The sequence below is a fragment of the Lysobacter sp. Root690 genome, from assembly GCF_001427785.1.
Classification (GTDB): Bacteria; Pseudomonadota; Gammaproteobacteria; order Xanthomonadales; family Xanthomonadaceae; genus Lysobacter.
The window spans coordinates 289,065-304,820 of record NZ_LMHM01000001.1; the positions used below are offsets into that span (position 1 = coordinate 289,065).

The following is a 15,756-nucleotide window of genomic DNA, read 5'->3' on the forward strand; positions in this document are numbered from 1 at the left end:
GCGGCTTCAAGCGCAAGCAGAAGCTACATGGCATTCCTGTAGGAGCGGCGCTAGCCGCGACCGCGGGAATGCAGCTACGACGCAGCTTGCGGCGTCTGCGTAATGGCGCGGTCGCGGCTTGCGCCGCTCCTACAGGGAGCGAACGCAGCATGCGCGGAGCAATTGTCGCTATGACTTATGCAAAATCATCGCGGCACGCACAACCGGACTCACCGCGGCCAACCCACGCGTGTGGCGACATCAGGCACTGGCCTCAGCCCAAAACACCATCCGCCAACACCACCCCATCCGCATCCGCGCACAACCACTCGCCCGGCCGGATCACCAACCCGCCGAATTGCACCGGCACATCGCGCAACCCCTGCCCCAGTTTGTCGGTCTTGCGCGGACACGTCCCCAGCGCCTTGACCCCGAGCGCCATCGCCCCGATCGCCGCGCTGTCGCGGATCGCGCCGAACACCACCACCCCGGCCCAACCGTTCTCGAGCGCCTTGGCCGCAAGCAGATCGCCCAGCATCGACCGACGCATCGAACCGCCGCCATCGATCACCAGCACGCGGCCGTGGCCAGGCTCGGCGACGGCATCGCGCACCAGCGAATTGTCTTCGTAGGCCTTGATCGTGCTGACGATGCCATCGAACGCGATGCGGCCGCCGTAATCGCCCAGCGGCAGTTCGAGCACGCGCACCTGCGCGTCATGGCGGTCGCACAGGTCGCAGGTGTTCATCATCGCGCTCTTATCGAAATGGAGTCAGCGCCGCGCCGCGGCGACCGCGTCCTTCATGCTCGCGATCACCTCGGCGTATCCGTGCTGCTGCGCGCCGGGTGCGTTGAAGATCGCCGAACCGGCGACGAAGGTGTCGGCGCCGGCCGCGGCGATTTCGCCGATGTTGTCGGTCTTGACCCCGCCGTCGATCTCCAGGCGGATCGCGCGGCCGCTGTTGTCGATGCGCTCGCGCACCTTGCGCAGCTTGTCGAGCGCGGACGGGATGAAGCTCTGGCCGCCAAAGCCGGGGTTGACCGACATCAGCAGCACCAGGTCGAGATCTTCGAGCACCCAGTCGAGCACTTCGATCGGCGTGGCCGGGTTCAGCACCAGGCCGGCGCCGCAGCCGTGCGACTTGATCAGCTGGATGGTGCGGTGAACGTGCTGACTGGCTTCGGGATGGAAGCTGATCGTGCTCGCGCCGGCTTTGGCGAAGTCCGGGACGATGCGATCAACCGGGTCGACCATCAGATGCACGTCGATCGGCGCGGTCACGCCGTGCTTGCGCAGCGCTTCGCAGACCAGCGGGCCGATGGTCAGGTTCGGCACGTAGTGGTTGTCCATGACGTCGAAATGGACCCAGTCGGCGCCGGCCTTGAGCACGTTGTCGACCTCTTCGCCGAGCTTGGCGAAATTGGCCGAAAGGATCGAGGGGGCGATGACGGTGGATTGCGTGGTCATGGGCGCTGCCGGCGGGAGATGCGGGTATTGTCGCCTTGCCGCGCGGATCAGGCAAAAACGAGTTCAGAGGAGTGAGGAGTGAGTAAAGGCGGGGTCGCTGGCGCTCTTACTCACTCCTCACTCCTCTGAACTCGTTTTTCGCCCTTAACGTCGGCGCAGCGCCTTGATCCGATCGTAGGCCCGATTGATCTCCCGGGCCCGCACTTCCGCCTGCTGGCGGACCTCCGGGGCGGCATTGGCGACCCGGTCGGGGTGGTATTGCGAGATCAGCCGCCGGTAAGCCTGTTCAACCTCGCCGTCGCTGGCGTCCGCGCTCAGGCCCAGCGCCAGGTAGGGGTTGTCGCCGCGCAGCTTGAACCAGTCGGTGTCGAAGGCGTGGCCGATCAGCAGGCCGACGATCGCGCCGAACAGGGGGTTGCCGCGCATCAGCGCGATTCCGGCCACGACCCCCAGCAATTTGCCGTACCAGCGATTCATCCAGGCCCCTCGCGCCGTCCGGCCGGGCCCGCGAGGGCCGAAGCGTCGCAGTTTACCCGCCCGGACCTGCACGCGGCCGGCCAGCCGGCGTACACTGCCCGGCCCCGTCGCGCAGGCGCGCGAGCCGAACGGCTCCGGGCGCAGGGCGATGGAGGGTTTCTGTACCGCCATCAGGGGTCCCCACGTTGACGACCACACTGCTGCAATCCGAACTGCCCGGCCTGCCCTTGCGCCACCGCGGCAAGGTCCGCGATGTCTACGATCTGCCCGCCGATCGCCTGCCCGCGGGCGCCGCGCCCGGCGGCGACTGCCTGCTGATGGTCGCGACCGACCGCCTCAGCGCCTTCGACGTGGTCCTGCCGGACCCGATCCCGGGCAAGGGCGAGATGCTGTGCCAGATCAGTAACTTCTGGTTCGGCAAGACCGCGCACATCATTCCCAACCACCTGACCGGCATCGACGTCGCCGCGGTCCTGCCGGCCAATGTCGACCCCGCGCTGTACGCCAAGCGCACGGTGGTGACCAAGCGCCTGAAACCGGTCGCGATCGAATGCATCGCGCGCGGCTACGTGATCGGCAGCGGCTGGAAGGACTATCAGCGCACCGGCCGGATCAGCGGCATCGCCCTGCCCAGCGGGCTGCGCCAGGCCGAGAAGCTGGCCGAGCCGATCTTCACCCCGTCGACCAAGGCCGCGGTCGGCGACCACGACGAGAACATCGACTTCGACACCGCGGTGCGCACGGTCGGCGCCGAGCTGGCCGAAGCGGTGCGCGACGCGACCTTGCGCCTGTACCGCTACGCCGCCGATTTCGCGGCCGAGCGCGGCATCCTGCTGGCCGACACCAAGTTCGAGTTCGGCACCGACGCCGACGGCCGCCTGTACGTGATGGACGAGATGCTGACGCCGGACTCCTCGCGCTACTGGCCGGCCGACGAGTATCAGGTCGGCACCAGCCCGCCGAGCTACGACAAGCAGTTCGTGCGCGATTACCTGGAGACGCTGGGCTGGGACAAGACCCCGCCGGGGCCGAATCTGCCGGCGGAGGTGATCGAGCGCACTCGGGCGAAGTACGCCGAGGCTCTGCAGAAGCTGGCGGGGATATCGGTCGACTGATTGGACGGAAGGGCCGCGAAAGCGGCCCTTTTTGTTTGTGGGACGAGGGGTGCGTGGATTGTTCGGCTGACGGCTACGACGAAAGCAAGAGCAAAAGCGAATCCCCCCTGCCCCCCTTTTCCAAAGGGGGGAAAAGCAGTTGCGAAGGAGTTTGGGTGGGCGCCGCAATTGATTCGCCAAGCGCAGTTCCCCACCCCGCTGCCGCCGTAGCCGTTGTCATTACCGCTGCTGTCGCTGGTGCTGTCGCTGGTGCTGTCGTTGCTGTTGCTGTTGCTGTTCCCCCCTTTGGAAAAGGGGGGCTGGGGGGATTCGCTTTTGCTTTGCTTTTGCTTTGCTTTTGCTTTTGCTTTGCTTTGCTTTGCTTTGCGCTGCTTCGCTTCGCTCTGCTTCCTCACTTTGCGTTCCCAGCCCTTCTACTTCCGCTTCCAACCCAGCCCCCAACTGTCACCTGCTTTACAGACCCCACGCCCCAAACACGCAACACTCCCCGCAAGGCGCCATCCCGCGCCGCCTTCGCCGCCCGCCGACGCCATGCGCGCTACCCTGCCGACCTCGCCTCACGCGGATCGCCCCCGGCATGAACGTCGGCTACCTGTACCTCGCCATCGCCATCGCCGCGGAAGTCGTCGCGACCAGCGCGCTCAAGGCATCGGAAGGATTCACCAAGGCCGGACCGACCCTGATCGTCGCGGCCGGCTACGGCGTCGCCTTCTATTTCCTGTCGCTGGTGCTCAAGAGCGTGCCGGTCGGAGTCGCCTACGCGATCTGGTCCGGGGTCGGCATCGTCCTGATCGCCACCATCGGCTGGCTGTTCATGAAGCAAAGCCTGGACGCGGGCGCGATCGCCGGCATCGCGCTGATCGTCGCCGGGGTGATCGTGATCCAGCTATTCTCGAAATCCGCGGCGCACTAGCCGCCGCGCGCGCGGCGTCCACGCGCGCGACCGCCCTTCCACGCGCGCCGCTCGCGGGCGCGCCAGCCACCGTCGCGCGGGCCGCGCGCCCGCCACGCACCACCGGGAGCCGCACATGAGCACCGTCGCGCAAACCTCGTTCGAAACCCGTCCGATCGACCGCTGGTTCGCCAGCTATTCCGGCGATCACCGCAACGTCACCAACCAGCGCATCCACGTGTTCGCGGTGCCGGCGATCCTGTGGAGCGTGATCGCGCTGCTGTGGTGCATCCCCGCGCCGGGCACCTGGTTCAAGCCCGGCATCTGGGCGGCGATGGCGATGTTCGCGGCGATGCTGTTCTACTACCGCGCCTCGCGCAAACTCGGCCTGGGCATGTTCGCGCAGTTCGGCGTGTTCGCCCTGCTCACGCACTGGATCGCGCAGTCGTTCGGGCTGACGGTGTTGCTGTGGTCGGCGGTCGGCGTGTTCGTGATCGCCTGGATCGCGCAGTTCATCGGCCACAAGATCGAAGGCAAGAAGCCGAGTTTCCTCACCGACCTGACCTATCTGTTGATCGGCCCGGCCTGGGTGTTGGCGAAGCTGTATCGCAAGCTGGGGTGGTCGTACTGAGAGGCCGGGATTCGGTCAGAAGAAAATCATGCCCGGCTCGCGGCTCAGGACATAGGTCTGCATCGTCAGCGCGATCAACGCGGTGGTCAGATACCACATCATTGCGCAGGCCAACGACCAACCCGCGACGCGCCAGTACTTCGGCGGTCGCCGCTCTTCGTCGCGCATCGTTTGACGGATGGCAAAGGCCAAGGCCGCCAGCAGCACCAGCGCTCCCACCGGCAGCACGTCTCTGCGCGGCAGCGCACTGAGCATCCACATCGTCAACGGGCTGATCGCCATCAGGATCACCGCCGCGATCTGCACTGCGGTCATCGCCGGCGCGTAACCTCCGCGCGAGCCCAGGGCGCGGCGTGACATCACGCCAAGCAGGCAGGCTACCGGCACCAGCCACAGGCCCAACACGCCGATCAGCAAGGCCATGACCCTCACCGCCAGCCACGCCGCGCTGAACACAGCGACCAAACCGGATCCGATCTGCGACATTGCGCGCCTCCACCGCGTCGATGGTCCAGCTTAGCCGGCGTCGAGCGCCGCCATTCGCAGCAGCTTCAAGCCACGATCGCGCGAATCAGCCCCACGATGCCGAACCCGCCCCACAGCCACAGCATCAGCGCCGCCGGCCACGCCGTCCACAAGGCGCGCGACCAGCGCAGCTTGCCGCCGTCGGGACCGGGCAGGAACATGCGCACCCCGGTAGCCAGAGCCAGGCACGACAGCACGAAGGCGATCGCGATCAGCGGCCAGCCGCTGCCGGCGCCGAGGCTGTGCATCACGATCAGGGCGACGATGCTCAGCATCGCCCACAGCACCAGCGCGTAGATCACCGACCACAACGCCGCGCCGAACGCCGGGCGCGCGCGGAACTCGCGCGCCACCAGCGCGCGCAGCAACCACGCGCCCGGGATCAGCCACAGCAGCACGACGACCAGCAACAGCAGTCCCCACTCCCAGATACCCGCAGATTGCAGGGCTTGCTTCACAATGGGTCCCCTCCGCCATTCGCGGCCGCTGATTCGGCGGCCACGATAGCCCAAGCCGGACCGCCATGCCCGCTCGCGATATCGCCTTGTTGTTACTCGTGGTCGTGGCCTGGGCGATCAACTTCCTGACCTCGGCGCTGTCGCTGCGCGAGATTCCGCCGTTCCTGTTCACCGCGCTGCGCTTCGCCCTGCTCGCCGTGCCGCTGGTGTTCGTGCTCAAGCGGCCCGCGCCGGGCCAATGGCCGCGCCTGATCGCGGTGTGCCTGTGCATCGGCGTGCTGCATTTCGGCCTGAGCTTCAGCGCGCTCAAGGCGGCCGGCGATCTGTCCTCGCCGGCGATCGTGCTGCAGAGCTATGTACCGATGACCGCGTTGCTGGCGTGGTGGCTGCTCGGCGAGCGTTTCGCCTGGCGCACCGGGGTGGCGATCGCGATCAGTTTCGGCGGCGTGCTGGTGCTCGGGTTCGATCCGCTGGTGCTGGATAAACCGATGGCGGTGGTGCTGATGCTGGTTTCGGCCGCGGCGCTGGCGCTGGGCACGGTGCTGATGAAGGGTCTGCGCGGCCTGGACGTCTACAGCCAGCAAGGCTGGACCGCGCTGATCGCGGTGCCGCCGCTGCTGGCGATCAGTTTGATCGTCGAGCCGGGCGGCCTGTCGACCTTGGGCGAAGTGAGCTGGGTCGGCTGGACCGGCGTGGCCTACGCCGCGTTCGTGTCCTCGCTGCTCGGCCATGGGCTGTATTACGTGTTGGTGCAGCGTCATCCGGTCGCCCAGGTCACGCCGTGGCTGCTGTTGGTGCCGGTGATCGCGGTGGCGCTGGGAATCGTGTTCTGGGGCGATCGGCCCGGGCCGAGTTTGTGGATCGGCGGGGCGATGGTGCTCGGCGGGGTGTTGCTGATTGCGTTGCGGAATCTGGCTAAGGCGCGGGCGCAGCGGGCGGTGGCGGCTGAGCTTTGAGAGCGACGCCTTTTCACTGCGACATCGCAGTTGCGTCGTCTGTGTAGTGTCGCGGTCGCGGCTCGTGACCGAAGGAAATCCAGTAGGACGCCGCTCCTACAGGGAGCTGCCGATTAATCGCGTGGTGTTTCGAACATTTCGGCGCTCGGCTGAAAACTGCGCGGGGCGTAGCCGAAGTCGCGTTGCGCCGGGCCCGCGTCGAAGGTCATGTCGTTGCGCATGCGTCGTACCGCGGCTTCGCCCAGGCCGGTCGCGCGGCCTGCTGCCTGCGCGGCCAGCAAGGCCAGGTTGAACAGCGGCGACGGCAGTTCGATCAGTCGCACCGGCGGACGCAGACAGGCCAGGGTGCGTTCGACCATGTCGCGATAGCTCAGGGTTTCGCCGCCGGGCACCGCATAGGTGTTGCCGAAACTCGCCGGCGCGCTCAGCGCGGCGAACGCGGCATCGGCGAGGTCGTCGACATGCACCGGCTGACGCAGGCCATCGGCGCCGCGCGGCAGCGGGAAATACTTCAGGCGCTTGGCCAGTTGCGCGATCCGGGTCAGGGTCGCATCGCGGCCCGCGCCGTAGATCAGGGTCGGGCGCAGCACCGTGGCGGCATCGCTGCGCGGCACCGCGGCTGCGAACAGGACTTCCTCGCCCTGGCGCAGTTCGGCGGCGTTGCGGCGCTCATCGGCATCGGCCGAACCGCGCTTGGTCTGCGCGCTGGTCGAACCGAACGCGACCACGCGCGTGGCCTCGATGCCGGATTGTTCGTACCAGCGCGAAAACTTCAACAGCGGGCCGCAGCTGAAGATCGCATCGACCCGCGCGGGCAACGCCGGCATGTCGTCCAGGTCGCCTTGCAGCCACTCCAGACCCGGGTGGTCGTGGCGCTCCTGGCGCGAGATCGCCGACACTCGCCAGCCGGCGTGGTACAGACGTTGCAGCAGCGGCATGCCGATCTGGCCGCTGCCGCCAAAAACTAAAGCGTGTTTCATGCGTTGTTCAATCCTGGGCGCCGCGCACCGGCAATACCGCGCGCAACCAAACGAAGCCGATCACCGCCGACAGCAGCGAGGCGCCAAGAATACCCAGAACCGCTTCCTCGTAAAGCCGCGCGTCCTGATACGCCAGCGAGGCGATGAACAGGCTCATGGTAAAGCCGATACCGCACATCAGCCCCAGGCCGACCATCGCGCGCAGGTCCATGCCGTTGGGGAAACGCGCCCAGCCCAGCGCGCGCATCAGCATCGCCGCGCCGACGATGCCGACCGGCTTGCCGACCACCAACCCCAACACGATGCCCATCGGCAGCGCCGCGGTCGCGTCTTCCAGCTTGACCCCGCTCAACGACAGGCCGGCGTTGACGAAGGCGAACAACGGCAGGATCGCGTAGGCCACCCACGGATGCAGCGCGTGCTCGAGGGTTTCCAGCGGCGAATGCTCGGTTGCGTCGTCGATGTTGTTGCGCTTGTCGACGTGCGGAATCATCAGGCCGGTGGCGACGCCGGCCAGGGTCGCGTGGACGCCGGACTTGAGCACGCACACCCACAGCACCACGCCCAGCGCCAGATACGGCCCCAGCGATTTGACCCCGCGCCGGTTCAACACCCACATCGCCGCCAATGCGAGCGCGGCCCACATCAGCGCGGTCACCGACAGGCCGTGCGAATAGAAGAACGCGATGATCAGGATCGCCATCAGGTCGTCGACCACCGCGATCGTCGACAGCAGCAGCTTCATAGCCACCGGCACGCGCGAACCCAGCAGCGCCAGCACGCCCAGGGCGAAAGCGATGTCGGTCGCGGTCGGCACCGCCCAACCGCGCATCGAGGCGCCATCGTTGTGATTGAGCGCGGCGAACAGCAACGCCGGCACGATCACGCCGGCGGCGGCGCAGACCATCGGCAGCACCAGCTGCGAGCGCTCGGCCAACTGGCCGCTGAGCGCCTCGCGCTTGATCTCCAGCGCGACCACCAGGAAGAAGATCGCCATCAGCCCGTCGTTGATCCACAGCAGCAGCGGCTTGCTGATGTCGAGCGCGCCGATGCGCACCTGCACCGGGATCTCGCGGAATGCTTCGTAGGCCGATTGCAGCGGCGAATTGGCCGCGATCAGGGCCAGCACCGCCGCGGCGATCAGGACGATGCCGCCGGCCGCTTCCAGACGGAAGAACTCGCTCAGTGCGCGCAACGCGCGCCGCGGCAAGCGCGACGTGGGGGTGATTTCGCTCATTGCCCATTATAGGCGGGGCGATTGCATGGGTTTTGTGGATGCGTCCTGCCCTTCTCCCGCTTGCGGCGATCGAAGGGAGTGCAAGGCTGAGACGGTGCCCGCAGGGCGGACGAGGTGCGAGCGCCTGCAAGATCATCGGCGCGACGCGCCCCTCACCCCAGCCCTCTCCCGCAAGCGGGAGAGGGAGAGGGAGATCCGTTACTGATGCAGCATCAGCAACTCGAACCCGATCCAGCCCAGCAAGGCCACCAGCAGGATCGCGCCTTCGCGCTTGCTGATGCGCAGGTCGCCCTTGAGCATCGGGTACAGCATCAAGGCGAACACCGCCGCGGCCGGCAGCTCGAAACGCACGAACGACGCGGGCAGCGGCACGGTATGCAGCGCGGCCATGCCGCCGAGCACGATCAGCAGATTGAACAGGCTCGAACCGATCACGTGGCCGACCACGATGTCGCCCTGCCCGCGCCGCGCCGCGGCGACCGCTGCGGCGACTTCGGGCAGCGCGGTGCCGATCGCGACCGGCAGCAGGCCGGTCAGCAGCGGCGACAGGCCCAGGCCGGCACCGATGATGGCCGCGTTCGGCGAGCCGAACCCGCCGGCCAGCGCCGGCGCGGCGCCACCGAAGCTCCACAGGCCGTTGCCGCCGACGATCAGGTACGCGCCCAGGTGCAGCAGCAGCGCGGCGATCAGCACCCGCACCAGATTGAGGCCCAGGTTGGTCTGGGTCTGGGCGAACGCGGCAATGGCGTCCTGCAGTTCGGGGGCTTCATGGCGGGTGCGCGAGGTCGCGTAGGCGACCACGATCACGAACGCCACCAGCATCGCCACGCCTTCCCGACGGCTGAGCGCGCCGTCCAGGCCCAGGCCGATCACCACCAGCGTGCCCACCAACAGCAGCACCAGCAGCGGCGCCAGCGCGCGCCAGCGCACCACCAGCGGCGCGGCGAGCGCCGCCAGGCCCAGGGTCAGGCCGAAGTTGACGATATTGCTGCCGACCGCGTTGCCGAGCGCCAGCGCCTGCTGGCCGCGCACCACCGCCTGCAGGTTGACCGCCAGTTCCGGCAGCGAGGTGGCGAAGGCGACCAGCACCAAGCCGGCGGCGAACGGCGAGGCGCCGAAGCGCTGGGCCAGGCCGGAGGCGCCCTTGACGATCGAATCGCCGCCCAGGGCCAGCAGGAACAGGCCCAATACGAACAAGCCGACGGCTTCGAACATGGCGATCTTCCCCTTGCAGTGAACAGCGTGCGGTGGACGGCGTCGCTCGGCGAGCGGGCGCATCGGTCCCGATTCTAACGTCGTGGCCGGGCCGGCAGTGGCCAGCCTGCCATGGCGGGACGGCGGTCCGCTGCCCGTAACGGCTCAGCGGCCATGGCCCGGCCGGCGACGGCTCAGCTGCAGCCTTCGACGTAATCCACCTGCGGCGGCACGCCGATATGCCAAGCCGTCACCTTTCCGGTGGCATCGGTCTCGAACACCAGCGTACCCGCGCCGCCCGCGCTGTCGCTCACGCGCAGGTAATGGCCGCCCTGCACGTACTTGTGGTTCTGCTGCTCGACCCGGCCGGCATACAGCTTGTTGATTTCATCGGCGCTCATGCCGCGCTTGCCGCCACCGGGCGCGGTCTCCTTGTCGTTGCCGACATCGACGCGGACGAACTTGCCGTCCTCGACCATGAAGGCGAAATCGCGCGGGTTGGTCACCCAGATCGGCTGCAGGTAGTAGCAGCCGCCGTCGGCCGGCGGCTTGCCCTTGAGCTCGCCGCCCCAAGCCTGCTTGGCCTGCTCGGCGCTCATGCCGAAGCGCATGTCGCCGTAGCCGTCGAAGCGCGCCTGGGTGTCGCTGGCGGCCGGCGGCGGACTGGACACCGGCGCGGTCGCGGGCGGAACGCTTTCGGCGGGTTGATCGGTGATCGGCGCAGGGTTGGCCTCCGGCGCGGCGTTCGCGGCCGGCTTCGCCGCTTCGGCCGGCGCGGCCTCGCGCTGGCAGGCGGCCAGGCCCAGGCTTAACACCACGGCGGCGAACAGCGCGGCGCGGCGTGGCGCGATCGACATCGGCGCAAGTTTCATCGGCGGAACTCCGGCGCACGAGGCGCGATTCGAATGGCCGAATCAGCCTAGCGGTTTTGCGTGAACGCGGCGAGAAGCGATGAATCGCGCCTGGATCAGCGCGGCGCTATCGGATGCCGACAACAACACCGCCCCTGCAGTCTTGTCGGCGCACGAACGAAAACGCGCGGCCGAAGCCGCGCGTTTTTGTCGGTACATGCAGGTTCGAAGCGATCGCCTCGAACCACCCCATTCACTCCCGCGAATTCGGATCGAAGTGCTTGCGCAGCCCCGCCCAGCACGCCTGATAGTCGCGCTGCCGGTGCGGCGCATCGAATGCCTGCGCGGTCGGACGGATCACCGCGCGCGTCTCGAACATGAAGGCCAGCGTATCGACGATCACATGCGCCTGGCTCAGATCGGCATGCGATGCCTTCTCGAAGGTCTGCGCATCGGGCCCATGCCCGGTCATGCAGTTATGCAGCGACGAACCGCCCGGCGCGAACCCGTCGGCCTTGGCGTCGTAGGCGCCGTGCACCAGTCCCATGAACTCGCTGGCGACGTTGCGGTGGAACCACGGCGGCCGGAACGTGTGCTGCGCGACCAGCCAGCGCGGCGGGAAGATCACGAAGTCGATATTGGCCGTGCCGGGCGTGTCGCTCGGCGAGGTCAGCACGGTGAAGATCGACGGATCGGGATGATCGAAGCTGATCGAACCGATGGTATTGAAGCGGCGCATGTCGAACTTGTACGGCGCGTAGTTGCCATGCCAGCCGACCACGTCCAGCGGCGAGTGGCCGATCTCGGCGCGCCACAGATGGCCCTGGAACTTGGCGATCAGTTCGAACTCGCCCTCGATGTCTTCGTAGGACGCATGCGGGGTCAGGAAGTCGCGCGGATTGGCCAGGCCGTTGGAACCGATCGGGCCGAGGTCGGGCAGGCGCAGCAGCGCGCCGAAGTTCTCGCACACGTAGCCGCGCGAAGCGCCGTCGAGCAACTCGACGCGGAAACGGATGCCGCGCGGAATCACCGCCATTTCCTGCGGCTCGACCTCTATCGCTCCCAATTCGGTCGCCAGCAACAGCCGGCCCTGCTGCGGCACGATCAGCAGCTCGCCGTCGGCGTCGTAGAAATACCGCCCCTGCATCGAGCGATTGGCCGCATACAGATGGATGCCGCAGCCGTGCTGGCCAGCGGCCGAACCGTTGCCGGCCATCGTGTAGAGGCCGTCGACGAAATCTACCTCGGTGTCGGGCAGCGGCAGCGGGTCCCAGCGCAACTGATCGGGCGAGACCGGACCGTCGCCGAAATCGTTGTGCAGGCGCGGCTGATGGAACGGCGCGAAGGTCCCATGCATCGCCGCCGGGCGGATCCGGTACAGCCAGCTGCGGCGGTTTTCCTTGCGCGGCGCGGTGAACGCGGTGCCGCTGAGCTGCTCGGCGTACAGGCCGTGCGGCGCGCGCTGCGGCGAATTCTGCCCTTCCGGCAAGGTGCCGGCGACCGCCTCGGTGGCGAATTCGTTGCCGAACCCGCTCATGTAGCCGCGCGGACGCTGGTCCATGCTGTCGATGCTGGGCATCGTGAGAACGTTGTTGTCGCTGTCGTTGGCTGCGGTGCTCATACGGGCTCGCTGGGCTGTTGGACGCCGCGCCGCGTTCGGCGCGCGTTCGGGTCGTGATGCAGGTTCAAGTGACGCTTTGCATTCGATGGCGCGATGAATCGATACGGCGAGTCGGCGCCGTCCGGGCCTGCACTCTCGGAAGCCAGCGCCGCTCAGACGCCCATCAAGGCGCGACTGAGCACATACGGATGCGAGCGGTCGATCACCAGCGCCAGCTGCGTCGCCAGCTCCAGGATCCGCGGCGTATCCGCGCGCCAGGCCAGGATGACGTTCAAGTTGTCGCTGATGCGGTCGTCGATCACCAAGGCCTCGTAACCGCCGTTGTCCTGGCGTTCGGCCAGCAGCGGATCGAGCCAGGCGAAATACTCGCTGACCAATACCTTGGGGCCATCGGAGTTGTACGGAAAATCCGGAAGCGGCTCCTTGAACCATTCGCTGATCTGCTCATGCACCTCGTCGATCTTGTCGCCGGTCGCGAAATGTTCCATCAACTTGAACACCAACGCGGTTTGCCTGAGTTCGTCGGGCTCGGGGTCCTCCATCCATTCGAATTCCGGATCGTCCGCCGCGCCTTCGATCTCGGCGGTCAACGACGCCAGTTCCTCCGCATCGAGTTCGCGGCAAGTCAACAGATCGACCAGTTCCTTCAGCATGTCCCCACCCTCGTGATCTCGAACCGTCGCAGGTCCATGCCGCGCCGCATTCACCGGAACCTCCGGCAGGCCGATCCGCTTGCGCTCGGTCGCCCGCTCGATGATCAGCCCCGACTCGGCCGCGAGTTGCAATATCCGCGCCGTATCCGGGCGCAGCACCGTCATGGCGTGCAGGTCTTCGCTGTGATTCTGCCGCAGCAGCAGCAACTCGTAGCCGCCCTTCTCGCCGATGAGCTGGACGAACTGCCGATCCAGCCAGACGAAATACTCGTCCGGCTGGAAACGGCGGCCATCGTCGTGCAAGGGGTAGTCCGGCAGCGGATCGGCGAAGAAATCGCTGATCTGCTCGTGCACTTCGTCGATCTTGCTGCCGTACGCGATGAAATCACTGAGATTGGAGATGATCGCACTCTGCGTCAGCCGTTCGGGCGCGCGATCGTCCACCCAATGCAGACGCGGATCGTCCGCCGCGCCTTCGATGGCGGCGACTGTCGATTCCAGCTCATCCGGCTCAAGCTGCCGGCAGGTGAGCAGATCGACGAGTTCTCTCAGCATGGCGATTCCTTCGCGGCCCGGCGCCTGTTACAGAGCCGCCATTACAGCACGCCGCGCTGGATCTGATCGCGCTCGATGCTTTCGAACAGGGCCTGGAAATTGCCTTCGCCGAAGCCTTCGTTGCCCTTGCGCTGGATGATCTCGAAGAAGATCGGGCCGATCGCGTTCTTGGTGAAGATCTGCAGCAGCTTGCGCTGATGGGTTTCCGGGTCGGCGTCGATCAGGATCTTGTTCTTGGCAAGACGCGGCACGTCCTCGCCGTGGTTCGGCACGCGCAGGTCGATCACGTCGAAATAGGTATCCGGCGTATCCAGGAAATCGATGTTCTGCGCGCGCATCGCCTCGACCGTCTCATAGATGTTGTCGGTGAAGCAGGCGATGTGCTGGATGCCCTCGCCCTTGTAGGCGTCGAGGTATTCGTTGATCTGCGACTTGGGATCGTTCGATTCGTTGAGCGGAATGCGCACCACGCCGTCGGGCGCGGTCATCGCCTTGGACACCAGGCCGGTCTTGACGCCCTTGATGTCGAAGTAGCGGATCTCGCGGAAGTTGAACAGACGCTCGTAGTAGTCCGACCACTTCTGCATGTTGCCGAAGTACAGGTTGTGGGTCAGGTGGTCGATGAAGGTCAGGCCGAACCCGGTCGGGTTCTGGTCGGCGCCCGGAATAGGCTCGTAGTCGCTATAGGCGCTGCCGTTGCCGCCGTATTGGTCGACCAGGTACAGCATGCAATCGCCGATGCCCTTGACCACCGGCGCGTCGATCGCGCGGGTGTCGGCGCCGTCGCCGATCGCTTCGCCGCCGTTGGCGAGCACGGCCTCGAACACTTCGCCGGCCGGCTTCTTGAAGCGGATCGCGAAGCCGCAGGCGCACGGCCCGTGGGCCTGGGCGAAGGCCGAAGCGAAGCTGTCGGGCGACTCGTTGATCAGGAAGTTCACCCCGCCCTGGCGGTACACGGTGATCGGCCGCGACTTGTGGCGCAGCACGGCGGTGAAGCCCATGCCGCGGAAATAGGCGTGGAGCATCTCGATCTTGTCGGCCGGCGCGGCGAATTCGACGAACTCGAAGCCGTCGATGCCGAGCGGATTTTCGAAGGTGGTGACCTGCATGCCGAGGTTGGGCTGTGCATTCATGGCATTGTTCTCGGGTGGCGGCCAGGTCCGCTGCGGACGGCCTCGGGGAAAGGGTCGTTATAGTTTCACATGAAACCATAAGCAAGGCACAGTGCAACATGAATCGACCGAATCCGGATCCTGAATCACCCGTTCCGCCCAGCTCGGCCCCCAGCCCCGGCAAGGCCGTGGGCGGCGCCCACCATGCCGAGCTCGACCTCGAGCACTTCCTGCCGTATCGCCTGTCGGTGCTGTCGAACCGGGTCAGCAGCGCGATCGCGCGGGTGTACTCGCAGCGGTACGCCCTGAGCGTGACCGAGTGGCGGGTCATGGCCGTGCTGGGCCGCTACCCAGGCCTGTCGGCCAACGAGGTCGCCCAGCGCACCGCGATGGACAAGGTCGCGGTCAGCCGCGCGGTCGCCCGCCTGACCGAGGCCGGCCGCCTGGAGCGCGAGACCCACGACGACGACCGCCGTCGTTCGGTGCTGCAGTTGTCGCCGGACGGCTACAAAATCTACGACGAGGTCGCGCCGATGGCGTTGGCGTTCGAGCAGCGGTTGCTGGTCGACATCGACCCGGCCGAGCGCGAGGCGCTGTTCCGGTTGCTGGATCGGCTGGACGAGCTGGAGATGCAGGCCGAGGCGGAGATGGCGGCGGATACGCGCTGAGGTTTTTTGCGTTGAGGTTTTCGCGCTGAAGATTTCGGCCATATGTGCATGGGCTCAGCGGATTGACGGCGGCTGAGTTCGTCGTTGGCGTGAGAGCAAGAGCAAATCCCCCTAGCCCCCTTTTTCAAAAGGGGGGGACGGTTTCGCTTGGGCGGGAGGTTGCTTTGAGCAACGAAGCTTCGTTGCAGTTGCAGTTGCCTTGCCTTGCCTTGCCTTGCCGTTGCCGTTGCCGTTGCCGTTGCCGTTGCCGTTGCCGTTGAAAGCTTAGCTTTGGCAATGCGTTTGCTCTGGCCCGGCGCAGCTTGTAACTCGCGATGCAAAAGCAGGCCCGAAGGGCGGCACGCATGGATGCGTGCCGTAGGCCACCCAGGACATGGATGTCCT

General features: G+C 66.7%; 17 protein-coding genes. 5 read left to right on the top strand and 12 right to left on the bottom strand.

The window, feature by feature from the left end; all coding sequences use genetic code 11:
* Positions 1-253: 253 nt before the first annotated feature.
* The 3 genes from rraA to ASD86_RS01235 form a co-directional block, all read right to left on the bottom strand.
* On the bottom strand, positions 254-727 hold the full coding sequence (rraA, locus tag ASD86_RS01225; protein ID WP_235567628.1) for a ribonuclease E activity regulator RraA: 474 nt from the start codon (positions 725-727) through the stop codon (positions 254-256).
* 24 nt (positions 728-751) lie between these two features.
* Positions 752-1,447, bottom strand: coding sequence for a ribulose-phosphate 3-epimerase (gene rpe / locus ASD86_RS01230; RefSeq protein WP_056106036.1), 696 nt, complete (start codon positions 1,445-1,447; stop codon positions 752-754).
* Between the two features lie 144 nt (positions 1,448-1,591).
* A complete protein-coding gene (locus ASD86_RS01235) occupies positions 1,592-1,924 on the bottom strand; it encodes a J domain-containing protein (RefSeq protein ID WP_056106038.1) in 333 nt (110 codons plus the stop codon).
* A 185-nt stretch (positions 1,925-2,109) separates the two neighbouring features.
* Here ASD86_RS01235 and ASD86_RS01240 point away from each other — a divergent pair, with 185 nt between their 5' ends.
* From ASD86_RS01240 to ASD86_RS01250, 3 genes are all read left to right on the top strand, one after another.
* The gene (locus ASD86_RS01240; protein ID WP_056106040.1) at positions 2,110-3,039 is read left to right on the top strand and encodes a phosphoribosylaminoimidazolesuccinocarboxamide synthase; all 930 of its coding nucleotides are present in this window, start codon (positions 2,110-2,112) and stop codon (positions 3,037-3,039) included.
* Positions 3,040-3,616: 577 nt separating this feature from the next.
* The gene (locus ASD86_RS01245) at positions 3,617-3,952 is read left to right on the top strand and encodes a multidrug efflux SMR transporter (protein ID WP_056106042.1); all 336 of its coding nucleotides are present in this window, start codon (positions 3,617-3,619) and stop codon (positions 3,950-3,952) included.
* A gap of 115 nt (positions 3,953-4,067) precedes the next feature.
* Positions 4,068-4,562, top strand: a complete 495-nt coding sequence (locus ASD86_RS01250) for an Mpo1-like protein (protein WP_056106044.1) — start codon at positions 4,068-4,070, stop codon at positions 4,560-4,562.
* Positions 4,563-4,577: 15 nt separating this feature from the next.
* On the opposite strand, the gene ASD86_RS01255 is transcribed toward ASD86_RS01250, so the two are convergent.
* Together ASD86_RS01255 and ASD86_RS01260 are read right to left on the bottom strand one after the other, a co-directional pair.
* Complete coding sequence (locus tag ASD86_RS01255; RefSeq protein WP_056106046.1) at positions 4,578-5,048, bottom strand: hypothetical protein; 471 nt, start codon at positions 5,046-5,048, stop codon at positions 4,578-4,580.
* Positions 5,049-5,113: 65 nt separating this feature from the next.
* Positions 5,114-5,545, bottom strand: a complete 432-nt coding sequence (locus ASD86_RS01260) for a hypothetical protein (RefSeq protein ID WP_056106048.1) — start codon at positions 5,543-5,545, stop codon at positions 5,114-5,116.
* 65 nt (positions 5,546-5,610) lie between these two features.
* On the opposite strand from ASD86_RS01260, the gene ASD86_RS01265 reads away from it, so the two are divergent.
* Complete coding sequence (locus tag ASD86_RS01265; RefSeq protein ID WP_056106050.1) at positions 5,611-6,501, top strand: EamA family transporter; 891 nt, start codon at positions 5,611-5,613, stop codon at positions 6,499-6,501.
* 113 nt (positions 6,502-6,614) lie between these two features.
* Here the strand turns inward: ASD86_RS01265 and ASD86_RS01270 are convergent, their stop codons facing one another.
* The 7 genes from ASD86_RS01270 to hppD form a co-directional block, all read right to left on the bottom strand.
* Positions 6,615-7,481: an NAD-dependent epimerase/dehydratase family protein gene (locus ASD86_RS01270; RefSeq protein WP_056106052.1), complete on the bottom strand. Its 867-nt coding sequence runs from the start codon at positions 7,479-7,481 to the stop codon at positions 6,615-6,617.
* Between the two features lie 7 nt (positions 7,482-7,488).
* Positions 7,489-8,718, bottom strand: coding sequence for a Na+/H+ antiporter NhaA (gene nhaA, locus ASD86_RS01275; RefSeq protein ID WP_056106054.1), 1,230 nt, complete (start codon positions 8,716-8,718; stop codon positions 7,489-7,491).
* Between the two features lie 198 nt (positions 8,719-8,916).
* Positions 8,917-9,933 carry a sodium:calcium antiporter gene (locus ASD86_RS01280; RefSeq protein WP_056106056.1) on the bottom strand — a complete coding sequence of 339 codons (1,017 nt, stop codon included), beginning with the start codon at positions 9,931-9,933 and terminating at the stop codon, positions 8,917-8,919.
* Between the two features lie 173 nt (positions 9,934-10,106).
* Positions 10,107-10,730: a hypothetical protein gene (locus ASD86_RS01285; RefSeq protein ID WP_056107013.1), complete on the bottom strand. Its 624-nt coding sequence runs from the start codon at positions 10,728-10,730 to the stop codon at positions 10,107-10,109.
* A gap of 286 nt (positions 10,731-11,016) precedes the next feature.
* Entirely contained in the window at positions 11,017-12,324 is a 1,308-nt protein-coding gene (gene hmgA, locus ASD86_RS01290; protein ID WP_056107015.1) for a homogentisate 1,2-dioxygenase, read from the bottom strand.
* A gap of 212 nt (positions 12,325-12,536) precedes the next feature.
* Positions 12,537-13,592 carry a hypothetical protein gene (locus ASD86_RS01295; protein ID WP_056106058.1) on the bottom strand — a complete coding sequence of 352 codons (1,056 nt, stop codon included), beginning with the start codon at positions 13,590-13,592 and terminating at the stop codon, positions 12,537-12,539.
* A 41-nt stretch (positions 13,593-13,633) separates the two neighbouring features.
* A complete protein-coding gene (hppD, locus tag ASD86_RS01300) occupies positions 13,634-14,725 on the bottom strand; it encodes a 4-hydroxyphenylpyruvate dioxygenase (protein WP_056106060.1) in 1,092 nt (363 codons plus the stop codon).
* A 98-nt stretch (positions 14,726-14,823) separates the two neighbouring features.
* On the opposite strand from hppD, the gene ASD86_RS01305 reads away from it, so the two are divergent.
* Entirely contained in the window at positions 14,824-15,372 is a 549-nt protein-coding gene (locus ASD86_RS01305) for a MarR family winged helix-turn-helix transcriptional regulator (protein ID WP_082577957.1), read from the top strand.
* Positions 15,373-15,756: the final 384 nt, after the last annotated feature.